The organism is Pseudomonas mandelii (genome assembly GCF_002251635.1).
GTDB lineage: Bacteria > Pseudomonadota > Gammaproteobacteria > Pseudomonadales > Pseudomonadaceae > Aquipseudomonas > Aquipseudomonas mandelii_B.
In genome coordinates this window covers 1-24319 of record NZ_NMOJ01000183.1, presented here as the reverse complement: position 1 = coordinate 24319, position 24319 = coordinate 1, and the positions used below count along the sequence as shown (strand labels likewise).

Sequence of the window (24319 nt, the reverse complement as noted above, 5' to 3'; positions counted from 1 at the left end):
CGTAACGTCTGGATCACCAGACTCGTTACACCTTCAGAGACGCCCCTGGGCGCGCNAGATTAACAGCAATTGCTTACAGCTTTATCAATGGACGTCTTTCCAGTATTCACGCTTGAGCAAGTAAGCGAATACGAAGAAGAACGCCAGGTACAGCAACACATAGGTACCGATGCGCTGATGCTGCAGCTTAACCGGGTTAGCCGAGTAAGCCAGGAAGGTTACCAGATTCTTGACCTTCTCATCGAACTGCTGTTCGGTCAGAGCACCGGTCTTGGGCACGATGGTCAGTTGGTCACACGCTTCATGCGTCAGAGGCGTGCCAGTCAACGGATCATATTGCTTCTTGCCGTCTTCAACGACCTGAACCTGCTTGCAACCGACAACCTGACGACCTTGCAGGCCAACCAGGACGTTAGGCATGCCTACGTTCGGGAAAACCTTGTTGTTCACCCCCCAAGGACGCGACGGATCTTCNTAGAAGGATTTCAGGTAACCGTAGAGCCAATCGGTACCGCGCACACGCGCCACCAGGGTCAGGTCGGGCGGTGCTGCGCCGAACCAGACCTTGGCGTCGGCGGGTTGCATACCGATGCTCATGTGGTCGCCGATTTTCGCGCCCGTGAACACCGAGTGGCTGAGCATCACGTCATGTGGGATGCCCAGGTCATCGGCAACACGTTCGTAACGCTGGAACTTGGCGCTGTGGCAGCCCATGCAGTAGTTGGCGAATGTACGCGCGCCGTCCTGCATGGCCGCTTTGTCAGAAACGTCGATGTCGACTTTTTCCAGCTCGGGACCACCGTGTTCGGCCGCGAAGGACAGGACAGGCATGGCAGCAAGAATCAGTACAGCAAATAACTTTTTCATCAGCCAGTCACCCTTTCCGGAACCGGTTTGGTCTTCTCGAGCCGGGTATAGAACGGCATCAGAATGAAGTAGGCGAAGTACAGGAAGGTGCAGACCTGCGACAGCAACGTACGCTCAGGCGTTGGCGCCAATACGCCCAGNACACCCAGGATCACGAACGAGATGCAGAATACCCAGAGCCAGATTTTGCTCAGCCAGCCTTTGTAGCGCATCGACTTGACGGGGCTGCGATCCAGCCACGGCAGGACGAACAGCACAGCGATGGCCGCGCCCATGGCGATAACGCCCAGGAGCTTGTCCGGAACCGCCCGCAAAATCGCGTAGAACGGCGTGAAGTACCAGACCGGGGCAATGTGCTCAGGTGTCTTGAAGGCGTTGGCCTGTTCAAAGTTCGGCTTCTCCAGGAAATAACCACCCATTTCCGGGAAAAAGAACACGATCGAGCAGAAGATAAACAGGAAGACGACTACGCCGACNATATCTTTCACCGTGTAGTACGGGTGGAAGGCAATGCCGTCCAGCGGTACGCCGTTTTCGTCTTTGTGTTTCTTGATGTCNACGCCGTCCGGGTTGTTCGAACCCACTTCGTGCAACGCCAGAACGTGCAGCACCACCAGACCGAGAATCACGATCGGCAGGGCAACTACGTGCAGGGCGAAGAAGCGGTTCAGGGTAATACCGGAAATCAGGTAGTCACCACGGATCCACTGGGTCAGGTCGTTACCGATGACCGGGATCGCACCNAACAGCGAGATGATCACCTGGGCGCCCCAATACGACATCTGCCCCCACGGCAACAGGTAGCCCATGAAGGCCTCGGCCATCAGCGCCAGGTAGATCAACATGCCGAAGACCCACACCAGCTCGCGAGGCTTCTGGTAAGAGCCGTAGAGCAGGCCGCGGAACATGTGCATATAGACGACGATGAAGAACGCCGAAGCGCCGGTGGAGTGCAGCAGGCGCAGGATCGAGCCGTACTCGACATCACGCATGATGTATTCGACGGAAGCAAACGCTTCTTCCGCAGACGGGGTGTAACTCATGGTCAGCCAGACACCGGTGACGATCTGGTTGACCAGAACGAGCAGTGCCAGGGAGCCAAAGAAATAGAAGAAGTTGAAGTTTTTTGGCGCGTAATATTTGCTGAGATGGTCTTCCCACATTTTAGTCGCGGGGAAGCGCGCATCCACCCAATCCATGAACTTGCTCATCAGGCTTTCTCCNTATCGACGCCAATGACAATGACATCATCGGTCTCGTAGTGATGTGGCGGAACTGGCAGGTTCAGCGGTGCGGGTTGTGACTTGTAGACGCGGCCAGCCAGATCGTAGTGGGAACCGTGGCAAGGGCAGAAGTAGCCACCCACCCAGTCTTTGCCCAGGTCGGCAGGAGCAACTTCAGGACGGAAAGTAGGCGAGCAACCCAGGTGGGTGCAAATACCGATCAGCAGCAGAATCTCTGGCTTGATCGAACGCGTTTCCGGGTCGACATAGGTCGGTTGTGTCGAGTTCTTGGAGGTCGGGTCAGACAGCTGGCCCTCGATCTTTTTCAGATTCCCCAGGATTTCCTCGGTACGGCGGACAATGAACACCGGCTGACCGCGCCACTCAGCAATCATCTGCTGACCTGGTTCGATCTTGCTGACATTCACCTTCACCGGTGCACCTGCGGCTTTCGCCTTGGCACTGGGAAACCATGACCCCACGAACGGGACCGCAGCCCCCACCGCTCCTGCAGCACCCACCACGGACGTGGCTGCTACCAAGAAGCGACGCCGGCCTGCATTCACGCCGTCATTGCTCATTCAGTCCTCTCCCATCAGCTTTTTGGCCTGTTAAATCAGGCGTCTACTAAGTNTNNATCTTTACTTATAAAAATTTTGCCGAATGGTAATGAAAAGCCCCAATTCTGACAAGGTAATTACCGAGGGGCTTCACTGCCAAGCCTTGCAGTATAGGGCTTCTACGGCTGTGGCAAGTTGTCACAGCGCAATTCTTTGATAAATCGCGCCCATAAAAAAACGCCCAGCTTCGCGAGGAAACTGGGCGTTCTTTTTGAACGCGAAAGCGAATTAACGCTTCGAGTACTGCGGACGCTTACGCGCTTTACGCAGACCGACTTTCTTACGTTCAACTTCACGAGCATCGCGAGTTACGAAGCCAGCTTTGCGCAGAGCGCCACGCAGGGTTTCGTCGTACTGCATCAGAGCGCGAGTGATACCGTGGCGGATTGCGCCAGCTTGACCACTTACACCGCCACCGATAACGGTGACGTAGATGTCGAACTTTTCAACTGTCTCGGTCAATTCCAGCGGCTGACGAACTACCATGCGGGCAGTTTCGCGACCGAAGAAGTTTTCCAGAGTGCGGTTGTTGATCGAGATGTTACCAGTGCCCGGACGCAGGAAAACGCGTGCGGTTGCGGTTTTGCGACGGCCAGTGCCGTAATTTTGAGTCGCCGACATAATGAACTATTCCGTTAAAACTTCAGTTCTTGGGGCTGCTGAGCAGCATGAGGGTGTACAGCGCCCGCATAGACTTTCAGCTTGCGAAACATATCGCGACCCAGCGGGTTCTTAGGCAGCATGCCTTTGACCGCGGTCTCGATCACGCGCTCAGGGGCCTTGGCGATCAGCTTTTCGAAGTTGATCGACTTGATGCCGCCCGGGAAACCGGAGTGGGAGTAGTAGATTTTGTCGGTGGTTTTAGCACCGGTTACACGAATCTGCTCGGCATTGATAACGACGATGTAGTCACCGGTGTCAACGTGAGGGGTGTACTCAGGCTTGTGCTTGCCACGCAGACGGCTGGCGACTTCAGTGGCCAGACGACCCAGGGTCTGACCAGCGGCGTCGACGACAAACCAGTCGCGCTGAACTGTTTCCGGTTTTGCAGTAAAAGTTGTCATTCTTTAATAGCCTCAGGGGCCGCCCTGTAAATTAGACGGCGGATCTTACTGAATAGTGCGTACTTTGACAAGTCAAAGGCAGCCGGATACAGACGCTATCGGGGGCTCGGGTCGGCGCGTCCGTTCAACGGCAAGATTCTTCGGCAGGCGGCGCATCACTTCCACTGCAGAAAGAGGTGGGCAATTATGCAGATTGCGAAAAAAAATTCAACCTGCTTTTATGATTGTTTTCCCCGAAGGAGTACCCGATGGATTATCGACAGCTGGGCCGCACCGATCTGAATGTAAGCGCGATAGCCTTGGGCACCATGACCTGGGGCGAGCAAAACAGCGAGGCAGAGGCCTTTGCACAGATCGAACGGGCCAAGGCCGCGGGGATCAACTTCCTCGACACAGCAGAAATGTACCCGGTGCCGCCGAAGGCCGACACCTATGCCACCACCGAGCGCTATATCGGTAATTACTTCAAAAGCCGTGGCGACCGGGCCGACTGGATCCTCGCCAGCAAGATCGCCGGCCCCGGCAACACCATTGATTACATCCGTGACGGCCACTTGCGCCACAACCGCAAGCACATCGTCGACGCCCTGGATGCCAGCCTCAAGCGCCTGCAAACCGACTGGATCGACCTCTACCAGTTGCACTGGCCCGAGCGCAGCACCAACTTCTTCGGCCAACTGAGCTACAAGCACAAGGACGAAGACGACCTGACCCCGCTGGAGGAAACCCTCGAAGCACTGGACGAACAGGTGAAGGCCGGCAAGATCCGCCACATCGGCCTGTCCAACGAAACCCCGTGGGGCACCATGAAGTTCCTGGCCCTGGCCGAAGCCCGTGGCTGGACCCGCGCGGTGTCGATCCAGAACCCCTACAACCTGCTCAACCGCAGCTTTGAAGTGGGCCTGGCGGAAATCGCCATCCGCGAACAATGCGGCCTGCTCGCCTATTCGCCGCTGGCGTTCGGTTTCCTGTCGGGCAAGTACGAAGGTGGCGCGCGCCCACCAAAAGGCCGCCTGAGCCTCTACAGCCGCTTCAGCCGCTATTTCAACCCGCAATCGGAAGCGGCGTGCAGTCGTTATGTTGCGCTGGCGCGGGAACATGGCCTGGACCCTGCGCAGATGGCGCTGGCGTTCGTGACGCAACAGCCGTTCGTGACCAGCAACATCATCGGCGCCACAACCATGGAGCAGCTTGAAAGCAATTTAGCGAGTTTCGAGCTGAAACTTTCCGATGAAGTGCTGGCGGGAATCGAGGCGATTCACAAGGATCACCCGAACCCGGCGCCTTGATCGATTCATAGGCCCAATCGCGAGCAAGCTCGTCCCACAGGTTTTGCACACCCCCTGTAGGAATGAGCCTGCTCGCGATGAGGGCCTGACAGTCACCGCAAAATCAAAGCGACCTGGCGATAATCTCCTTCATGATTTCATTGGTCCCCGCATAAATCCGCTGCACCCGCGCATCNGCCCAGGCCCGGGCAATCGGGTATTCCCACATAAAGCCGTAGCCACCGTGCAGCTGCACGCACTCGTCGAGCACCTTGCATTGAAGGTCCGTGGCCCAATACTTGGCCATCGCGGCGGTCGGCACATCCAGCTTGCCTTGCAGGTGCAGTTCCAGGCAGCGATCAACGAAGACCCGGCCGATCTGGATCTCAGTCGCCATCTCCGCCAATTTGAAGCGCGTGTTCTGGAAATCGGCAATCGCCTTGCCGAACGCCTTGCGCTCACGGGTGTAATCGAGCGTCCATTTCAACGCAGCTTCGGCCGAAGCCAGCCCGCCAATGGCGACGGTGAGGCGCTCCTGAGGCAACTCCTGCATCAGGTAAGCGAAGCCCATGCCCGCCTGCCCCAACAGGTTCTCCTTGGGGACCCGCACGTCCTGGAAGAACAGCTCCGACGTATCCTGAGCCTTCATACCCACCTTCTCCAGGCGCTTGCCCTTGTCGAAGCCCGGCGTATCAGCCTCCACCAGAAACAGACTGGTGCCCTTTGCACCGGCCTTGGGGTCGGTCTTGGCCACGACGATCACCAGGTCAGCGAGAAAGCCGTTGGTGATAAAGGTCTTGGAACCGTTGATCACATACTCGTCGCCATCCAGCACCGCAGTGGTTTTCACCCCCTGCAGGTCGGAACCGGCGCCAGGCTCGGTCATGGCAATCGCGGTGACCATCTCGCCGGACACCAGTTTCGGCAGGTATTTGTGCTTCAGCGCTTCACTGCCGTAATGCAGGATGTAGGGCGCCACAATGTCCGAATGCAGAGAAAAACCGATGCCGGTCAGGCCGAGACGACCGACCTCTTCGATCACCACTGCGCTGTAGAGAAAGTCCGCCCCCAGCCCGCCGTATTCCTCCGGCAGATGAGAACACAGCATCCCCGCCTCCCCCGCCTTGCTCCACAGACTACGGTCGATATAGCCCTGCTTCTCCCATTGCCCATGGAACGGCGCGGCGTGTTTTTCGAGGAAGGTGCGCACGCTGTCGCGAAACAATTCGTGCTCGGAACTGAACAAGGTTCTGGGGATCATGCGGCACCTGTCGTTATTGTTAGAGGGAGTTGACCTTCAGAGACTAAGCCTCGCACCCGATACAGGACACTGGACACATCAGACAAAAAATAAGACGATCCAGCCGTCTGGTGACCACTTTCCCCTATAAGAATAAATGAAATTATGTCTAACCAAATCTCCACGCCCCTACGGCGCGTCAGCATTTTGGCCATTGATCGGGTATTCGCTTCAACCCTCATGCAAGCCAAGGATTTCTTCCATCTCGCCAGCCTGCGTTATGGCAAACAGCAAGGCCTGGGCCTGACCCCAGCGTTTGAAACACGCCTGGTCAGCCCCGACGGGCAATCGGTACGCAGCTTCAGCGATGTGATCATGCCGGTGGACGGCGGCCTGGAAAATGCCGACGTCATCATCCTCCCGGCCTTCTGGGACGATTTCGATACCCTTTGCCAACGTTATCCACAGGTCCTGCCCTGGTTGCGTCAGCAACACGCACGCGGGGCGGTGCTTTGCGGTGAGGCCACCGGGGTGTTCTGGCTCGCCGAGGCCGGCCTGCTCGATGGCAAGGAAGCGACCACCTACTGGCGTTTCTTCAATGCTTTCAGCGAACGCTTCCCCCAGGTGCAGCTCAACCAGGACAAGCACCTCACCGATGCCGACAACCTGTATTGCGCCGGCGGCACGACCTCGGCGTGCGACCTCTACATCTACCTGATCGAACGTTTCTGTGGCGCCAACATCGCGCAGGCCGTGGCCCGCGACATCCTCTACGAAGTGCAGCGCAGCTACGCGCCTGGGCGTATCGGCTTTGGTGGGCAGAAGCTGCACCAGGACGTGATCATCCTGCAGATCCAGCACTGGCTCGAAGAGCATTTCGCCGACAAGTTCCGCTTCGAAGACGTCGCCCGGGAACACGGCATGAGCATCCGTAACTTCATGCGCCGTTTTCAGACTGCCACCGGCGACAAGCCGCTGCATTACCTGCAACGGCTGCGTATCGAGACGGCCAAAGGCCTGCTCTCGGGAAGCCGCAAGAGCATCAAGACCATCAGTTATGAGGTGGGTTACGACGATGCGAGCTTCTTTGCGCGGCTGTTTCGTCAACACACGGAGTTGTCGCCGAACCAGTATCGGCAGCAATTCCAGCAAGCTGCATAGGTCCTAGAACCCAACACAAATTAACTGTGGGAGCGGGCTTGCTCGCGAATGCGGACTGACATTCAACATTGATGTCGACTGACACTCCGCTTTCGCGAGCAAGCCCGCTCCCACAGGGTTTGTGGTGCTTCAGAAGTTTTGAGCTCAAAAAAAGGGCCTGCATGTGCAGGCCCCTTTTTTTATTTTCCGAATAATCCTACGGCTTGTGCGCCCGGGACAGGAATTCGTGCGACTGCATTTCCAGCAAGCGACTCAGCGTCCGCTGGAATTCGAAGTTCAAGCGACCGCCGGTGTAGAGGTCCTTGAGTTCGACCTCGGCCGAGATGATCAGCTTGACGTTACGGTCGTAGAATTCGTCGACCATGTTGATAAACCGGCGCGCGATGTCGTCGGTGGTGACGCTCATCTGTTCCACGCCGCTCAGGATCACCGCGTGGAAGATTTTGCCCAGCTCGATGTAATCGTTCTGGCTACGCGGCCCGTCGCACAATTGGCGGAAGTCGAACCAGGCCACGTCATCACAGGTACGCACGGCGCGGATTTCGCGGTTCTCGATCATCAGCACGTCATTCTCGATGGCGGCCGTGCATTCCGGTGTCAGGGCGCGGAAGCTTTTACGCAGGCTTTCGTGNGCCGCTTCGTTCAGCGGGAAGTGGAACAGCTCCGCTTGCTCAAGATGGCGCAGGCGGTAATCAACGCCACTGTCGACGTTGACGATCTCGGTGTTCTGCTTGATCAGCGCGATGGCCGGCAGGAAGCGCGCACGTTGCAGGCCGTCCTTGTACAAGCCGTCAGGCACGATGTTCGACGTAGCGACCAGGGTCACGCCGTTCTTGAACAACTCTTCCATCAGCGTGCCGAGAATCATCGCGTCGGTGATATCGGACACGAAGAATTCATCGAAGCAGATCACCCGGGCTTCGTCCGAGAAGCGCTTGGCGATGATGGTCAGCGGGTTTTTCTCACCCGGCAGGGTCTTCATTTCTTCGTGCACACGCTTCATGAAGCGGTGAAAGTGCGTACGCACCTTTTCCTTGAACGGCAGCGCTTCAAAGAAGGTGTCGACCAGGTACGTCTTGCCCCGGCCCACGCCACCCCAGAAATACAGGCCCTTGACCGGTGCCTGATCTTTCTTGCCAAACAGTTTGCCGAGCAGGCCNGGCTTGTTTTGCGAGGCCGCGACCAGGTCGTCGTACAGGCGCTGCAAATGACGCACCGCCGTTTCCTGGGCCGCGTCATGGAAGAATTCAGGGCGTTTCAGATCAGCTTGATATCGTTCTAGGGGCGTCATAATTTCGTTAGCAAGGCAACAAAAACGGGCCGTCACTGTAGCGACGGCCCGTGGGAATGGCAATCGGCCCTTGGTCGGGTCGAGCCGTTGATTTATTCCTGAACCGGCGTCAGCGCAACCCGCAGGGCGTCGATGGCAACGTCGCGAGCGGCGTTGTCAGCAAAGGTCGGGCTGTCGGCCACGCACTCGCCTTCCAGCCAGACGCTGAAGCTCTGCTCCTCACTGCGCACATCCAACGGCTGACCCGATTGCAGCTGCTTGGTCACCTGGCCTGCTGTTTTGCCGTCGGCGAAGTTGCGCGACAACAGCAGTTGCTCGCCATCGGCCGCCAGCAGACGGAAACGGAAACTGCTGTCTTCCTCGCGGAAGCTGACAAAACGCGCGGCTTTCGCGGCTTTCTTTTTGGTGGTGGCAGCGACTTGGGTCTGAGCGACGAAAGAGCGCAGGCCGACCGCTTCACGCAGTTCGTTGAGGAACGGCGTGGCGACCGAACGGGCCTTTTTGGCGCCGGTCTGCAGGATGTCTTCCAGGTCCGCCGGGCGCTCGATCAGCTGGTGATAACGCTCGCGGGACTCGCCCAGCTCGCTGTCCAGCAGTTGGAACAGACGATTTTTCGCCTCGCCCCAACCCAGTCCCTGCAACAGTTCGCTGCGGAACTCGTCGGATTGTGCTGGCGTGGCAAAGGCCTGGAACAAGGTNAATAGGTGCGATTTGCTCGGATCTTTCGACTCGCCGGGCGCGCGGGAGTCGGTGACGATCCGCGAGATCGCGTCTTTCATGTCCTTGGCGCTGGTGAACAACGGGATAGTGTTGTCGTAGCTCTTGGACATCTTGCGGCCATCGAGGCCTGGCAAGGTGGCGACGCTTTCTTCGATCAACGCCTCGGGCATGGTGAAGAATTCTTTACCGTTGCCGAACAGGTGGTTGAAACGCTGGCCGATGTCGCGGGCCATTTCCACGTGCTGGATCTGGTCACGGCCGACCGGCACCTTGTGCGCGTTGAACATCAGGATGTCCGCCGCCATCAGCACCGGGTAGCTGTACAAGCCCATGGTGATGCCCGCATCCGGGTCTTCGCCGCTTTCGACGTTCTTGTCCACCGACGCTTTATAGGCGTGGGCACGGTTGAGCAGGCCCTTGGCGGCAACACAGGTCAGCAGCCAGGTCAGCTCGGGGATTTCCGGGATGTCGGACTGGCGGTAGAAGGTCACCCGGTTCACATCCAGGCCACCGGCCAGCCAGGTCGCGGCAATTTCCATACGCGAGCGCTGGATGCGCTGCGGGTCATCGCATTTGATCAGGGCGTGGTAATCGGCCAGGAAGTAGAAAGAGTCGGCATTGGCGTCCTGGCTGGCGAGAATCGCCGGGCGGATCGCACCGGCGTAGTTGCCCAGGTGTGGCGTGCCGGTGGTGGTGATGCCGGTGAGGATACGGGTACGAGTCGTCATGGGTAATCGCTTATCAGACTGCTATCAATTCGAGAGGCGCGGCAGCACCAGATCCTTGAGATCGGTGAGCTTGCCATGAAAAAAGTGCCCGCATTCTGCCACTTTCAGCAGCTCATGGGGGCGTTTCAAGGCAGCGGACCACTCGTAGACGACCTGCGGGTCGACCACTTCGTCGGTTTCCGGCTGGATCAGGGTCAGCTCACCCTGCTGCGGCAGTTGATCCTGATCGCCCAGGCGCATGACGGCCGGCGCGACCATGAACAAATGCTTGAGCTGTTCACCCTTGGCTTCCAGGCGTCCGCCGAGACTTGCTGCAACAAAACCACCGAAGGAGAAACCGAACAGGGTCAGCGGCAACTCGGGGTGTTTGGCCCGTAGCCATTCGGCAACGGCTTGGGCGTCGTCGACTTCGCCGGTGCCCATGTCGTGGGCGCCTTCGCTGGCACCGACACCGCGGTAATTGAAACGTAAAGTAATCAAACCGGCGTCGCGGGCGGTGCGTTGCAGGGTCGATACGACTTTATTGAGCATGGTNCCGCCCTGTACCGGGTTCGGGTGGCAGATCAGCGCGATGCCGCGCGGCTGCTCGATATCCAGGTAAAGAGCTTCCAGTTGGCCGACCGGGCCATCAATCACTACAGGGGTTTCGCGCATAAGCAAGGAAGGAACTCCGTGACCTCGAATCGGGTCGACTCGTCTAGCAAATTGTCTGTGCCAATCTATTGCGAGTGAATCGCGGTATACAGCGCAGGTCCGAGCCGTTAACGTAAAGCAAAGCCGTTTATAGAGGAAGGACTCGTGGAACACTCGCTCTTAGTTTGGTTGTTGCCGACTCTCGCCTTGGTTGCCGGTGTCGCCATTGGATTCCTGGTTGCCCGCCTGCTGCCGAATGCCGCGCCTAACCGCACGCAGCGTCAGTTGGATGACATTCAGGAACGTTTTGACAGTTATCAGAACGAGGTGGTCACCCACTTCAACAGCACTGCAAATCTGGTCAAGAAGCTGACTGCGAGCTATCAGGAAGTGCAGGATCACCTCGCCGAGGGTGCCAACCGCCTGGCCCTGGACGAGCAGACTCGTCAACGCTTGCTGGCCGCCCTGCACGCCGACGCGGCGCAGGCTCCACGGGAACGCCTGACGCCACCGCGCAATCAGGAGCCGCCTCGCGACTACGCCCCCAAAGCCCCGAACGCGCCGGGCATGCTCGATGAGCATTACGGCCTGAAGAAGTAATCAGGTTTCGCGCGCCATGAAAAAGCCCCCGGACGAGTGATTGTCCGGGGGCTTTTTTGTTGCTGATTGTTTGATTTGCTGATCTGGCCCCATCGCGAGCAAGCTCGCTCCCACAGGGATNCAAAAAACCACCCGAACGGTGAAGGATCGAGCGGTTTTTTGGGGGGTGATCTATCAGGCCTAACCCAGTATCTCGCTGGCCACGTGATCGACCGCGCTTTTGGTGATGTCGACGATCAGATCGGCTTCTTCCTCGGTCAGGATCAACGGAGGTGCAAATCCGAGAATGTCGCCATGGGGCATCGCCCGGGCAATCATGCCGCGCTCAAGACAGGCTGCCGATAGTTTCGGACCGACCTTCAATGCAGCATCGAAGGGTGTACGTTGCTCACAATCGGCCATGAACTCGACCGCGGCCAGCACTCAACTCAACTATCCACACACATGGATAGTCATGACAGTTTTATCCTCTATTGATCCTTTATTCAGTCAATTAGCATCCGCAACAGATAGGCCCCTCTGGTTTTCCCGCTCCAGAATATCGAGGTTGGCCAAGGCCGCGGCGGCGCAGATCGGGTGACCGGAGTATGTCCAGCCATGGCCCATCGCACCTTGTGATTCAGAGGCTTTTTCGATTACGTCCCATACTTTTTCGCCGACGATCACTGCCGACAACGGTGCATAGGCGCTGGTCAGGCCCTTGGCGGTGGTGATCAAGTCTGGCTGCATGCCGTAACGCTGGCTGCCCATCTTCGAACCCAGCCGACCGAATGCGCACACCACTTCATCGGCGATCAGCAACACGTCGTATTTGTTGAGCACCGCTTGAATCGCCGCCCAATAACCCGCCGGAGGAACGATGATGCCGCCGGTGCCCATCAACGGCTCGCCGATGAACGCGGCCACGGTGTCCGGCCCTTCGGCGAGGATCATTTTCTCCAGTTCGTCGGCGCAATAGCGCACGAACGCCGCTTCATCCATGCCGGCCGGCGCCTTGCGGTACCAGTGCGGGCAAACGGTGTGTTTGACGCCTTCGGCCGGCAGGTCGAAGTGCTGATGAAAAGTCGGCAGGCCGGTGAGGCTGCCGGTCATGATGCCCGAGCCGTGATAACCGCGATCGCGGGAGATGATTTTCTTCTTCTGCGGGCGACCCAATACGTTATTGTAGTAACGCACCAGTTTGATCTGGGTTTCGTTGGCGTCAGACCCGGACAGACCGTAATAGACCTTTTTCATGCCCTGCGGCGCCCAGTCCATGATGCGGCTGGACAATTCGATGATCGCCTCGGTCGAATGCCCCACATAGGTGTGGTAATACGCCAGCTCCTTGGCCTGCTTGTAGATCGCATCGGCGACTTCGGTACGGCCGTAGCCGATGTTCACGCAGTACAGGCCGGCGAAGGCGTCGATGAAGTCGCGGCCCTCGTGGTCGCGGATGCGAATGCCCGACGCACTCTTGATGATGCGTCCCTTGAGCGCGCCGCTGGCGTGGTCATGGGCGTGGGTCGAGGGGTGCATGAAGTGCGCGCGGTCTTGTTCGAACAGGGTATCGAGCTCTTGGTTCATGACATGTCTCCTTAGAACTGGCCTTGATGGTGCAGGCAAAAGTATTTGGTTTCGACAAAGGCTTCGAAGCCCTCGGTGCCGCCTTCGCGGCCCAGACCCGAGGCTTTCATGCCACCGAACGGAATTGGATGGCCGGTGAACTTGACGCCGTTGACCGCGACCATGGCGTGGTCGAGGCGGCGAATCAGCGGGTAGATCAGGTCCAGGCGATTGGAACAAATGTAGGCGGCCAAACCGTATTCGGTGTCGTTGGCCATTTCGATGGCGTGCTCAAGGGTGTCAAAAGGCATCACCCCCGCAATCGGCGCGAAATTCTCTTCGCGATAGATGCGCATCTGCGGGGTGACATCCGCGAGCACCGTCGGCTGGTAGAACAATCCCCCCAGGGCGTGAGCCTCGCCGCCGACCAAGCGTTGCGCACCAAGTTGAAGGGCGTCAGCCACACGCTCGGCCGTCACCTCGAAAGCGGCCCGGTGCATCAACGGGCCGATGTCGACAGGTTGTTCTTGATCGCCCACCAGGGCCGGACCGACCCGCAGCTCGCGAACCGCAGCGGCAAAGCGCTGGAGGAATTCCGGGTAAATCGAGCGCTGCACCATGATCCGGTTGGCCGCGCAGCAATCCTGACCCGAGGTCTGGAATTTGGCTTCTACGGCGACTTTCACCGCCAGCGCCAGATCGGCATCGGCGCAGACGATGAACGGCGCATTGCCGCCCAGTTCCAGCGAGACTTTCTTCACGTCCTGCGCTGCCGCTTGCAACACCAACTTGCCGACGCGGGTCGAGCCGGTGAAGCTGACCGAACGCACGCGGCTGTCCTGCACCAGGGTTTGCATGGTCATCTGCGGCTCGCCCAGCACCACGTTGAACACGCCCGCCGGGAAGCCCGCCTCCTCCGCCAGTTGCGCCAGCGCCAATGCTGAAAAAGGCGTCTCATGGGCCGGTTTGATCACTACGGTGCAGCCAGCGGCCAGGGCGGCGGCCGCTTTGCGGGTGATCATGGCCGACGGGAAATTCCACGGTGTCAGCAGTGCACAGACGCCGACCGGCTCCTTGAGAGTGCCCAGATGTGCACCAGGAATGTGGCTGGGAATGTTTTGCCCATAAAGACGCCGTGCTTCCTCGGCGAACCAGGGAATGAAACTCGCGGCGTAAGCGATTTCCCCACGAGACTCGGCCAGCGGCTTGCCTTGTTCCTGACTGAGGATGCGTGCCAGGTCTTCCTGATGCTCAAGAATCAACGCCGCCCAGCGCCGCAAAATCGTCCCACGCGCATCGAGGCTTTGTTCGCGCCAGCCGGCAAAGGCCCGGTGCGCGGCATCGACAGCCGCGACAATCTGCGGCTGATCGAGCATCGGCACGTGGCCGATCAATTTCAGGTCGGCAGGGTTATGCACGGCGACACTGTGACCACTGTCGCTGTGGACCCAATGCCCATCGACGTAACACAGTGCCTTGAACAGCAGCGGATGTTTGTATGTCATGGCGGTTACTCCAAACCGTGTGCGTGGAACCATGCTAGGGCAGCTCGGCTCGGGTTATTGGGTGTTTGGCGGGGCTTGGCAGGCGGTTTTTTCTGATTGAACAGCGCAAAACCGAAGATTTTGCGGTGAGCCTTAACGAACACTGTTCTTTCAGTCAGACAAGCAGTCATGTGGGAGCGAGCCAGCTCGCGAAAGCGGCGTGTCAGTCAACGTGAGCAAGCCCTCTCCCACACGGATCTGTCGTGTTCAGGGCTCTTGTGCCAGCTCCGCCGGCAAGGCGCCGCCGGTCTTGATGGTCTTGGTCACGATGTAGGTGAAGTAACGCTCGATGCCCAGATCGTCGAGCAGCAGCTGGTCGATAAACCGCTGGTAGTGATCGATGTCCGGCGCCTGGATCATCGCCATGTAATCCACCCCGCCACCGGTGGCGTAACAGAACGCCACTTCAGCCGCCTCGCACATGCGTTGCTCGAACCGGCGCATATCCTGTGCGGTGTGTCGGGCCAGGGTGATTTCGACCAGGACCTGCTGACTTTTGAATACCGCATTCCAGTCAATCTGCGCCCGGTAGCCCTTGATCAACCCAAGCGCTTCCAGTTTGCGCACGCGCTCCCAGGCCGGGGTCACCGATAGATTGATCGCGTCGGCCAGGCTCGACTTGGTGATCCGCCCGTCTTCGGCAAGGATTCGCAGGATTTTCAGGTCGTAGCGATCAAGCTTGTGCATGGGCCGAGGAACTCCTGTGCCATTGGGACCTTGTGGGAGCTGGCTTGCCCGCTCCCACAAGGATTGTGTTACGCCAAAACTTCGGCGATGACTGCCACGGTGTCACCGCACTGCACCAACCCGGGGAAATGCCGCGCCGCCAGTAAACCGCTGCGGGCCGCACGATATTCCACCGGGGCAACACCGCTGCGGGTGGCGTCATAAACCCGGGCAATCACCTCGCCCTTGCTCACGTTGTCACCCAGATCGCGACACATTTCCAGCAAGCCGTCATGTTCGCTGGCAATGAAGCAATCAGCATCCGGCATGTCGAGCATGATCGACGCAGCGGTCTGGACCTCGCCTTCGAGAATCCCGGCATGCACCAGCAGATTGCGCACCCCGCGCTCGGCGATCGCCACACTGCGTGCGCTGGACGAACCACCGCCACCCAGTTCGGTGGTGACGAAAACTTTGCCCTGTCGCTCGGCGGCTGTGTCGTACATCGCCCCCGCATCCAGCTCCAGCATGCGCATGCTGTAGGGGGCATTGAACGCGCGCATGCCGGCTTCGCATCGGGCCTGCTGGTGTTTATCGGGCAGCACATGACACGCGGCGAACGGCAGGAAATCCAGGGTGCGGCCGCCGGAATGAATGTCCAGCACGATATCGGCCAAAGGCAACAAGGTCCGGTTGAAGTAATCGGCGATTTTCTCGGTCACCGTGCCGTCCGGCTTGCCGGGAAAACTGCGATTCAGGTTGCCCTTGTCGATGGGCGACGTGCGCCGTCCGGCGTGGAACGCCGGGGTATTCATGAACGGGACGATAATCACCCGCCCGCTCACTTCACCAGCCGTCAGGCCCTGCGCCAGTTTGCTCAGCGCAACCGGGCCTTCGTATTCGTCGCCGTGGTTACCGCCGGTCAGCAGCGCCGTCGGTCCCTGACCACGCTGAATCACCGTCAGCGGAATCATCACCGCGCCCCAGGCCGAGTCGTCCCGCGAATACGGAAGTTTGAGAAACCCGTGCTGCACGCCTTCGCGGGCGAAATCCACCGTGGCGCTGATCGGGTTATCAGGCAATTCGCTCATGGCTCAACCCTTCACGAACAGTTGGCGTGGCACGTTGCATAACGTTTCGACACCGGTCTCGGTGATCAAAATGCTCTCGGTGATTTCCAGCCCCCAATCGTCCATCCACAGGCCCGGCATGAAGTGGAAGGTCATGCCCGGTTGCAACACGCTGGTGTCGCCGGGACGCAAGCTCATGGTGCGCTCGCCCCAATCCGGCGGATAACTGATCCCGATCGGATAACCGCAACGGCTGTCCTTGTGGATGCCGAACTTCTCCAGCACTTTGAAAAACGCGACGGCAATGTCACCCGTGGTGTTCCCTGGCTTGGCCGCTTCGAGCCCGGCGGCGATGCCTTCGACCACGGCTTTTTCGCCGTCGAGGAAATGCTGCGGCGGTTTGCCCAGGTAAATGGTGCGCGACAACGGGCAGTGATATCGCTTGTAGCAACCGGCGATTTCGAAGAACGTGCCGGCGCCCTTCTCGAATGGCGTGTCGTCCCAGGTCAGGTGCGGCGCGCTGGCATCGGCGCCGGTCGGCAACAGCGGCACGATGGCCGGGTAATCACCGCCATGACCGTCGGCGCCGAGAATGCCGCTGCTGTAGATCTCGGCCACCAGTTCGTTTTTGCGCATGCCCGGCTCAATGCGTTCAAGGATCCGCGCGTGCATGTTTTCGACGATGCGCGCGGCGATGCGCATGTAGGCGATTTCCTGGGGCGACTTGATCGCCCGCTGCCAGTTCACCAGCCCGACCGCGTCGATCAGCGAGGCCTTTGGCAGGTGTTTCTTCAGCGACAGATAGGCGGCGGCGCTGAAGTAATAGTTGTCCATTTCCACGCCAATGGTCAGCGCGTCCCAGCCGCGAGCGCTGATGACTTCGCGCGACAGGTAATCCATTGGATGGCGTTCCCGGGACTGCACATAAATGTCCGGGTACCCGATGATGTTTTCATGCTGCATGAACACGGTGCGTTTGGCGCCGTTGGCATCTTGCCCGCGCCCGAACCAGACCGGCTCGCCGTCGAGCGCCAGCAACACGCATTGATGGACGTAAAACGACCAACCGTCATAGCCGGTCAGCCAGGCCATGTTCGATGGATCAGTGACCAGCAGCAACTCGATGCCCTGAGCCTGCATGGCCGTTCGAACCCTGGCCAGACGCTGGGCGTATTCCTCCCGTTCGAACGGGAGATTGACGACTATCTGAGACATGCACATGCCCTCTGATAAATGACGCACGGATGAAAAAACGGCTTAGCTGCCGAACTGAAAACCCTTGCCGGCCGAGCGCGCACGCTCGAAGGCCAGATTGGCGATGGCGGTGTCTTGAGCGCCGGTACCGGTGAGGTCACACACGGTGATCTGTGCCGTATCGGTGCGGCCGGGACGTTGCCCGGCCAGCACCTGACCCAACTCGACCAGGCGCGATTCATCGGCCATGACGCCGGTCGCCAAGGCGTGATGCAATTCACCGAGGAGGCGGGTCTGGCTCAAGCGATCAGCCACGTAGAGGTCGGCCTGCGCCAACGCCTGGGGCGAAATTTCGTTTTTGTGTTCGGCGTCGGAGCCCATGGCAGTGATGTGCAGGCCGGGATGCAAATGGCGCGCTTCAATCAAGGGTTCACGACTGGGCGTGCAAGTGATCGCAATGTCCGCGTCGGCCATGGCCTCTTCGATACTCGCGCAAGGCGTCACCGCCAGACCGCTGCTGCGCGCCAGTTCTGCGCTGAAGCTGTTTGCCTTGGCGCTGTCACGCGCCCAGACCCGCACCGATTTAATCGGACGCACCAGGCGCAAGGCCTGCAACTGCAGCGCGGCCTGCTCGCCGGCCCCGATCAGCGCAACGTTGCGACTGTCGGGCCGCGACAGTGCCCGCGCCGCCACCGCACCCGCCGCCGCAGTGCGCACGGCCGTCAGGTAACCGTTATCCAGCAACAAGGCCTCCAGCAAACCGGTGCGCGCCGACAACAGCATCATCATGCCGTTGAGGCTCGGCAGGCCGAGTGCCGGGTTATCGAAAAAGCCCGGGCTGACCTTGATCGCAAAACGCTCCAGACCCGGCAGATACGCGGTCTTCACGTCCACTTCGCCGTTGTGCTCCGGGATGTCCAGACGCAGGATCGGCGGCATTGCCACGGCGGCCGTGGCCAGCAGCACAAAGGCTTGCTCGATGGCTTCGATACTCGGCAAATCCAGCGCCACACAGGCGCGCAAATCCGCTTCGCTCAATAAAGTAATGTCACTCATCAACGCAGCGCTCCAATCGGATGGTTATTGTTGTGGGGTTCACGCATCGGCTCCGGCGAGCACGCGTAAATGCTGATCGACATCGACGTTACGGCCGCTGACCACCACCACGATCGGCCCGCGCGGCTCAATCAAGCCGTCGAGCAACGCGGCAATGCCGACCGCCGCCGCGCCTTCGAGCACCAGACGCTCTTCGCGGTAGGCATGGCGGATGGCATTGGCGATAGAGGCTTCGCTGAGCAAATGCAGGTGGTCGCACAGGTTGCGGGTCATGTTGAAGGTGTAACGATTGTCCAGCCCGATGCCGCCGCCGAGCGAATCGGCCAGGGTCGGCAACTCCTCGACTTCGACCGGATGCCCGGCTTCAAGGCTGGCGTGCATCGCCGCGCCGCGCTGCATGCTGATGCCGTGAGTGACGATGTGTGGATTGGCGCTTTTGATCGCCAGTGCCACGCCGGCAAACAGACCGCCGCCGGATAACGGCACCAGCACTTGCGCCACCTCTGGCTGCTGCTCGAGGATTTCCAGCCCGAGGGTGCCTTGCCCGGCGATGATCGCCGGGTGGTCGAAGGGCGGCAGCAATGTTGCGCCCTGCTCGCTGGCAATCCGTTCGGCTTCGCGCTGGGCATCGTCCTGAGAGTGACCGACGATGCACACCTCGGCCCCCAGATCCCGAATGGCCTGCACCTTGTTCGCCGGCACCAGGCGCGACAGGCAAATGGTCGCCCTCACACCTTGCCGGGACGCGGCATACGCCAGCGCCCGACCGTGATTGCCGGTCGAGGCGGCCACCACGCCACGGGCCTTTTGCTCGACATCAAGCTGCGCCACGGCATTGCTGGCGCCACGCAACTTGAAGCTGCCGGTCAGTTGCAGGGATTCGAGCTTGAGGAACACCGCCACACCCAAGCGCTGCGAGAGGCTGGGTGAATACTCCATGGGCGTGCGCCGAACCAACGATTCGATCCGCTGGCGAGCGAGGTAAATATCGTTCAATTGCAGTGCTGACATGACCGCATCCCAACCGAGGTGTTGGGCGCAGTCTAAGAGGGCTGGATTGTCGCGATGAATGTACTAGGGCAATTTAGCCGACAAACTTTTCGCGAACTTTTTCTCGCTCAAAAGTCATGGATCTGCGGGTACTGGCCGAAGATCTCGCGCATGCCGATCAGCGCAACACGCATTTCTTCATCACTGCATTCGGCGCCCACACAGACCCGCACCGCTCGCGGCCGAGGCGTGCCGCGCACGGTGAACGGGTCAGGTGAAGTGACGGCAATGTGTTTGTGGCGCAATGCCCGGACCAGGCTGTCGATTTCCCAATGGGGCGGAATTCCGATCCAGGCGTTCAAGGCATAGGGGTGCTGGGCGATCAGGTATTCGTCCAGATACTCAGTGACCAGCGCCTGGCGGCCCGCCAGGAGTTTGCGCTGCAGGCCCACCAGGGTGTCGGCGCGACCATCACGAATCCAGCGCGCCGCGATCTCGGACACCATGGGCGTGGCCATCCAGCTGTTGACCCGCAAGATACTCTCGGTGCGCAGCGCCAGCCGCTTGGGCACGACCAGATAACCGATGCGCAAACCGGTGAGCACCGACTTGGTCATGCTGGTGCAATAGAACGACAGCTCCGGCAGGTAATGACTGATCGGCGGCGCGCGTCGCTCATCGAGCAACGGGCCGTACACATCGTCTTCAATGATGTGCACACCGAAGCGCCGGGCGATCTCGGCGATTTCACGCCGGCGGCTATCCGGCATCAGGCTGGTGGTGGGGTTGTTCAGGTTCGGTGTACAGACCAGCGCGGTGATGCGCTCGTTACTGCACATGTCTTCAAAATGCTCGGGGTCAATGCCGTAACGGTCCATCTCCAGGCCTTTGAGGGTAAACCCCAGCACCTGGGAATTACCGATCACACCGTGGTCGGTGACGCCCTCGCACAGCACCACATCGTCCGGGCCGGCCAAGGAAGCCAGCGCGAGAAAGATGCCGTGGGCCGCGCCGTTGGTGATCAGGATGTCGTCACGCTCGACCCGTAACCCTTGTCGCCCGATCCAGTGCATGGCCGCTTCCCGGTGCGATTCGAACCCGGCAATCGGACGAAATGCATGAATCCACGGCTGATCCTCTTCGGTACTGAGTTCGCGGCAGGTCTCGCGCCAGAACTGGTCATGCTCACGGGTGTGCATGATCCGGGTGATGGAAAAATCCACCAGGGCCCGCTCGGGGCTGTCGAGAATATAGGTGGCGACCCGATCGCTCATGCGTCGCGACACAAAGCTGCCGCGCCCGACTTCGCAACGCACCAGACCCTGGCGCTCCAGCTCCTTATAGGCGTTGGTGACCGTCTGCACGCTGATGCCCATCGCATCGGCGACGTGCCGTTGCGGCGGCAGGCGCTGATCGTTGGCCAACACGCCTTGCTCGATGTCATCGGCGATGGCCTGCACCAGGATCTTGTATTTGGACTCACCGCTGCGAGCGACGTCCAATGCTGCTTTCCACTTATCCATCGGCGCTAAAACCCGCGTAGGTGCCAGTGCGCACAGCATCCCGCGAGAATACATGCAAAGCAATTGTCCTAGTGCAATGCCACGATGCCTGAGGCTTTTGTATGCTCGGTCCAAGGTCGATGCCCGGGCACGTTTCAAGCCCCTACAACAAAACCAATCGACCTGTATCGGAACTGCGTCCCGCGTCATGGATCAGTCCTTATACGTTTTGCTCTTGTCACACTGCCTCCTACCACAGAGCCGTCACAGACGGGTCCACAAGAAACAGGAGATTTTATCGATGAGCAATTTCCCCACCCGCACCCCCCATGTTTTGCGTCGTCTGTTCGTGGCGTGTGCCTTGTTCGGCCTGGCTGCCAGCGCCCACGCCGCCAATACGCTGGAAACCGTCAAACAGAACAGCAGCATTCGCATCGGTTACGCCAACGAAACCCCTTTCGCCTATACCGAAACCGACGGCAAGGTTACCGGCGAATCGCCGGAAATCGCCAAAGCGATCTTCGAGAAGATGGGCATCAAGAAAGTCGACGGCGTGTTGACCGAATGGGGCTCCTTGATCCCGGGACTGCGCGCGGGGCGATTCGACGTGATTGCCGCCGGCATGTACATCACCCCGGCTCGTTGCAAGCAGGTGCTGTTTACTGATCCGCAGTACCAGCTGCCGGACGCCCTGCTCACGGCCAAAGGCAACCCGAAGAACCTGCACAGCTATGAAGACATCGCCAAGAACCCTGATGTGAAGCTGGCGATCATGGCCGGCACGGTGAACCTGGCCTATGCGCGCGACTCCGGCGTGAAGGATGCGCAAATCCTTCAGGTGCCGGACACCACCGCGCAGCTGCAAGCCGTGCGCGCCGGCCGTGCCGACGCGGCAGTGGGCACGCAACTGACCATGAAAGGCCTGGCCGCCAAGGGCGGCGAGAAAGTCGAAGCCGTCACTGAGTTCAAGGACGATCCGTCGCACATCGGCTACGGCGCCCTCGCCTTCCGCCCGGAAGACAAGGACCTGCGTGATGCGGTCAACGCCGAGATGAAAAAGTGGCTGGGCTCCGAAGAGCACCTCAAGGCGGTCGCCCCTTTCGGCTTCGACAAATCCAACGTGACAAGCAAAACGGCTGCCGAGCTCTGCGCTCAATAGTCGAAACAGGCATGGCGCCACGGCGCGATGCCTATTTCCCCTGCTTACTCCGGATGGCCAGGTTGAATCATGGGTGAATTACTTCCGCTGTTGATACAAGGCGCCTGGGTAACCCTCCAGGTGACATTCTTCGGCTCGCTGCTGGCGATTGTCGCCGCCATTCTGGCGGCACTCGGGCGCATGTCGCCATGGCGGGCACTGCGCTGGTTTTCGATTGCTTACATTGAAGTGTTCCGCGGCACGTCGTTGCTGGTGCAATTGTTCTGGCTGTTTTTTGTGCTGCCGTTGCCGCCGTTCAATATTGAGCTGAGCCCCTACAGCGTGGCCATTGTCGGCCTCGGCCTGCACATCGGCGCTTACGGCGCCGAGGTGATGCGCGGCGCGATCAGCTCGGTCGCCAAAGGTCAGTACGAAGCGTCCACGGCGCTGAACTTCAGCGGCTACAAACGCTTTCGGCGGATCATCCTGCCGCAGGCCTTACTCGCGGCCATCCCACCCGGCACCAACCTGCTGATCGAATTGCTGAAAAACACCTCGCTGGTGTCGCTGATCACGTTGTCGGACCTGAGCTTTCGTGCCCGGCAACTCGATCAGGCAACCTTCCAGACCCTGGAAATCTTCAGCCTGGCGCTGGTGATCTACTTCGTCCTGGCGCAAGCCATCAATATCGGCATGCGCCAGATAGAGCGGCGTCTGGCTCGCGGGCGGATGCGTGGAGGTCTGTCATGACACTGTTCGACTGGACCTACGCCTGGCAAATCCTCCCCGATTTGCTGCGCGCTTCGCTCAACACCGTGGGGATTACCCTGATCGGTTTCCTGATCGCCATTGTCCTGGGGCTGTTCCTGGCGATTGGCCGACGCAGCCGCAGAGTCTGGTTGTCGTGGCCGGCAACCGGGGTGATCGAGTTCATCCGCAGCACGCCGCTGCTGATCCAGGTGTATTTCCTCTACTACGTGCTGCCCAATTACGGCGTCAGCATGACGGCCATGCAAGTCGGGATTCTCGGCATCGGCCTGCATTACGCCTGCTACATCGCCGAGGTGTATCGCGGTGGCCTCGACGCCGTGCCGCGAGCGCAATGGGAAGCGGTCACGGCGCTGAACATCGCGCCCTATAGCGCCTACCGCAACATCATCTTGCCCCAGGCCCTGCGGCCGATCCTGCCGCCATTGGGCAACTACCTGGTGGCGATGCTCAAGGACACACCGGTGCTGTCGGCGATTACCGTGGTGGAAATCATGCAACAGGCCAAAAACATCGGTTCCGAGAACTTCCGCTACCTGGAGCCGATCACCATGGTCGGTCTGTTTTTCCTCGCCCTGAGCATCGCCTTGGCTTATCTGGTACGGCGCCTTGAAGTGCGCCTGGAGCTACGCTAATGACTTCTCCACTCTCGACACCTACCGACCTTTCCCGGCGCAGCCATCCGTCACCGCTGCATCCGCAGGAGGCCACGGCCATGCATGAACCCAATCCGGTCAAGCCGATTGTCAGCTTCCAGGACGTCACCAAGAGTTACGGCAATTTCACCGTACTCGACCACCTGAACCTGGACGTTACGCCAGGGGAGAAAGTCGCGATCATCGGCCCCAGTGGCTCCGGCAAATCCACGCTGCTGCGGGTGTTGATGACGCTTGAGGGCATCGATGACGGACTGATCCGCATCGAGGATGACCTGCTGACCCACATGCCTAACCGCAATGGCGTGCTGGTACCGGCCAATGATCGGCATATCCGTCGCGTTCGCGGCAAGATCGGCATGGTGTTCCAGAGCTTCAACCTGTTCCCGCACATGACGGCGCTGCAAAACGTCATCGAAGCGCCGGTGCAGGTGCTCGGCATGAAACCGGCCGAAGCGCGGGAACGGGCGGCAGATTTGCTGGAACTGGTCGGGCTGGGCAGCAAACTGGGGCATTACCCTTCGCAACTGTCGGGCGGGCAGCAACAACGGGTCGCGATTGCCCGGGCATTGGCGATGCGGCCCAAGGTCATGCTGTTTGACGAAGTCACCTCGGCGCTCGACCCGGAATTGTGCGGCGAAGTGCTCAACGTGATCCGCAAACTCGGTGCCGAGCACAACCTGACCATGCTGATGGTCACACACCAGATGGGGTTTGCCCGGGAGTTCGCTGATCGCGTGTGCTTCTTCTACAAGGGCCAGATCCATGAACANNG

23 protein-coding genes and 2 pseudogenes are annotated in these 24319 nt (G+C 59.6%); 7 read left to right on the top strand and 18 right to left on the bottom strand.

Annotated elements, in window-relative coordinates:
• Positions 1-84: 84 nt before the first annotated feature.
• From B7L09_RS22635 to rplM, 5 genes are all read right to left on the bottom strand, one after another.
• Positions 85-867, bottom strand: coding sequence for a cytochrome c1 (locus tag B7L09_RS22635; RefSeq protein WP_094470724.1), 783 nt, complete (start codon positions 865-867; stop codon positions 85-87).
• Positions 867-2078 carry a cytochrome b gene (locus tag B7L09_RS22630; RefSeq protein WP_094470723.1) on the bottom strand — a complete coding sequence of 404 codons (1212 nt, stop codon included), beginning with the start codon at positions 2076-2078 and terminating at the stop codon, positions 867-869. Before B7L09_RS22630 ends, B7L09_RS22635 begins: the two co-directional genes overlap by 1 nt.
• Positions 2078-2671 carry a ubiquinol-cytochrome c reductase iron-sulfur subunit gene (gene petA / locus B7L09_RS22625; protein ID WP_094470722.1) on the bottom strand — a complete coding sequence of 198 codons (594 nt, stop codon included), beginning with the start codon at positions 2669-2671 and terminating at the stop codon, positions 2078-2080. The genes B7L09_RS22630 and petA overlap by 1 nt, the downstream gene beginning before the upstream one ends.
• 267 nt (positions 2672-2938) lie before the next feature.
• Entirely contained in the window at positions 2939-3331 is a 393-nt protein-coding gene (gene rpsI / locus B7L09_RS22620; RefSeq protein WP_003216038.1) for a 30S ribosomal protein S9, read from the bottom strand.
• A gap of 14 nt (positions 3332-3345) precedes the next feature.
• Complete coding sequence (gene rplM / locus B7L09_RS22615) at positions 3346-3774, bottom strand: 50S ribosomal protein L13 (RefSeq protein WP_094470721.1); 429 nt, start codon at positions 3772-3774, stop codon at positions 3346-3348.
• Positions 3775-4022: 248 nt separating this feature from the next.
• Between rplM and B7L09_RS22610 the strand changes: the two genes are divergently transcribed.
• Entirely contained in the window at positions 4023-5063 is a 1041-nt protein-coding gene (locus B7L09_RS22610) for an NADP(H)-dependent aldo-keto reductase (RefSeq protein ID WP_094470720.1), read from the top strand.
• Between the two features lie 103 nt (positions 5064-5166).
• On the opposite strand, the gene B7L09_RS22605 is transcribed toward B7L09_RS22610, so the two are convergent.
• On the bottom strand, positions 5167-6303 hold the full coding sequence (locus tag B7L09_RS22605; RefSeq protein ID WP_094470719.1) for an acyl-CoA dehydrogenase family protein: 1137 nt from the start codon (positions 6301-6303) through the stop codon (positions 5167-5169).
• Positions 6304-6522: 219 nt separating this feature from the next.
• Here B7L09_RS22605 and B7L09_RS22600 point away from each other — a divergent pair, with 219 nt between their 5' ends.
• Positions 6523-7443 carry a GlxA family transcriptional regulator gene (locus tag B7L09_RS22600; RefSeq protein ID WP_176457750.1) on the top strand — a complete coding sequence of 307 codons (921 nt, stop codon included), beginning with the start codon at positions 6523-6525 and terminating at the stop codon, positions 7441-7443.
• 196 nt (positions 7444-7639) lie between these two features.
• On the opposite strand, the gene zapE is transcribed toward B7L09_RS22600, so the two are convergent.
• The 3 genes from zapE to B7L09_RS22585 form a co-directional block, all read right to left on the bottom strand.
• Positions 7640-8734, bottom strand: a complete 1095-nt coding sequence (zapE, locus tag B7L09_RS22595) for a cell division protein ZapE (protein ID WP_094470717.1) — start codon at positions 8732-8734, stop codon at positions 7640-7642.
• A 92-nt stretch (positions 8735-8826) separates the two neighbouring features.
• Positions 8827-10182: a tryptophan--tRNA ligase gene (locus B7L09_RS22590; RefSeq protein WP_094470716.1), complete on the bottom strand. Its 1356-nt coding sequence runs from the start codon at positions 10180-10182 to the stop codon at positions 8827-8829.
• 24 nt (positions 10183-10206) lie between these two features.
• Complete coding sequence (locus B7L09_RS22585; RefSeq protein ID WP_094470715.1) at positions 10207-10836, bottom strand: alpha/beta hydrolase; 630 nt, start codon at positions 10834-10836, stop codon at positions 10207-10209.
• 144 nt (positions 10837-10980) lie between these two features.
• Here B7L09_RS22585 and B7L09_RS22580 point away from each other — a divergent pair, with 144 nt between their 5' ends.
• Positions 10981-11415 (top strand): Z-ring associated ZapG family protein, encoded by a 435-nt coding sequence (locus B7L09_RS22580; protein ID WP_094470714.1) that lies wholly within the window; start codon positions 10981-10983, stop codon positions 11413-11415.
• A gap of 180 nt (positions 11416-11595) precedes the next feature.
• Here the strand turns inward: B7L09_RS22580 and B7L09_RS32900 are convergent.
• The 9 genes and pseudogenes from B7L09_RS32900 to ehuR form a co-directional block, all read right to left on the bottom strand.
• Positions 11596-11838, bottom strand: a pseudogene (locus tag B7L09_RS32900) (aspartate aminotransferase family protein); the annotation flags it as partial.
• A 98-nt stretch (positions 11839-11936) separates the two neighbouring features.
• Positions 11937-12981 (bottom strand): annotated as a pseudogene (locus B7L09_RS22575) (aminotransferase class III-fold pyridoxal phosphate-dependent enzyme); the annotation flags it as partial.
• 11 nt (positions 12982-12992) lie between these two features.
• The gene (locus B7L09_RS22570; protein WP_010458172.1) at positions 12993-14465 is read right to left on the bottom strand and encodes an NAD-dependent succinate-semialdehyde dehydrogenase; all 1473 of its coding nucleotides are present in this window, start codon (positions 14463-14465) and stop codon (positions 12993-12995) included.
• A gap of 246 nt (positions 14466-14711) precedes the next feature.
• On the bottom strand, positions 14712-15191 hold the full coding sequence (locus B7L09_RS22565; RefSeq protein WP_010458174.1) for an Lrp/AsnC family transcriptional regulator: 480 nt from the start codon (positions 15189-15191) through the stop codon (positions 14712-14714).
• A 68-nt stretch (positions 15192-15259) separates the two neighbouring features.
• Positions 15260-16261, bottom strand: coding sequence for a N(2)-acetyl-L-2,4-diaminobutanoate deacetylase DoeB (doeB, locus tag B7L09_RS22560; RefSeq protein ID WP_010458176.1), 1002 nt, complete (start codon positions 16259-16261; stop codon positions 15260-15262).
• Positions 16262-16264: 3 nt separating this feature from the next.
• A complete protein-coding gene (gene doeA / locus B7L09_RS22555; protein WP_010458179.1) occupies positions 16265-17455 on the bottom strand; it encodes an ectoine hydrolase DoeA in 1191 nt (396 codons plus the stop codon).
• 42 nt (positions 17456-17497) lie between these two features.
• A complete protein-coding gene (locus B7L09_RS22550) occupies positions 17498-18490 on the bottom strand; it encodes a cyclodeaminase (RefSeq protein ID WP_010458180.1) in 993 nt (330 codons plus the stop codon).
• A 39-nt stretch (positions 18491-18529) separates the two neighbouring features.
• Positions 18530-19501, bottom strand: a complete 972-nt coding sequence (gene eutB / locus B7L09_RS22545; RefSeq protein ID WP_010458182.1) for a hydroxyectoine utilization dehydratase EutB — start codon at positions 19499-19501, stop codon at positions 18530-18532.
• Between the two features lie 107 nt (positions 19502-19608).
• Positions 19609-21003, bottom strand: coding sequence for a MocR-like ectoine utilization transcription factor EhuR (gene ehuR / locus B7L09_RS22540; protein ID WP_042932568.1), 1395 nt, complete (start codon positions 21001-21003; stop codon positions 19609-19611).
• A 280-nt stretch (positions 21004-21283) separates the two neighbouring features.
• Here ehuR and ehuB point away from each other — a divergent pair, with 280 nt between their 5' ends.
• The 4 genes from ehuB to ehuA form a co-directional block, all read left to right on the top strand.
• Positions 21284-22141, top strand: coding sequence for an ectoine/hydroxyectoine ABC transporter substrate-binding protein EhuB (ehuB, locus tag B7L09_RS22535; RefSeq protein WP_010458186.1), 858 nt, complete (start codon positions 21284-21286; stop codon positions 22139-22141).
• A 69-nt stretch (positions 22142-22210) separates the two neighbouring features.
• Complete coding sequence (ehuC, locus tag B7L09_RS22530; RefSeq protein WP_010458187.1) at positions 22211-22870, top strand: ectoine/hydroxyectoine ABC transporter permease subunit EhuC; 660 nt, start codon at positions 22211-22213, stop codon at positions 22868-22870.
• Positions 22867-23523: an ectoine/hydroxyectoine ABC transporter permease subunit EhuD gene (gene ehuD / locus B7L09_RS22525; protein ID WP_010458188.1), complete on the top strand. Its 657-nt coding sequence runs from the start codon at positions 22867-22869 to the stop codon at positions 23521-23523. Before ehuC ends, ehuD begins: the two co-directional genes overlap by 4 nt.
• An 80-nt stretch (positions 23524-23603) precedes the next feature.
• The coding region (ehuA, locus tag B7L09_RS22520) for an ectoine/hydroxyectoine ABC transporter ATP-binding protein EhuA (RefSeq protein WP_141213495.1) at positions 23604-24319 on the top strand (716 nt) is incomplete at its 3' end.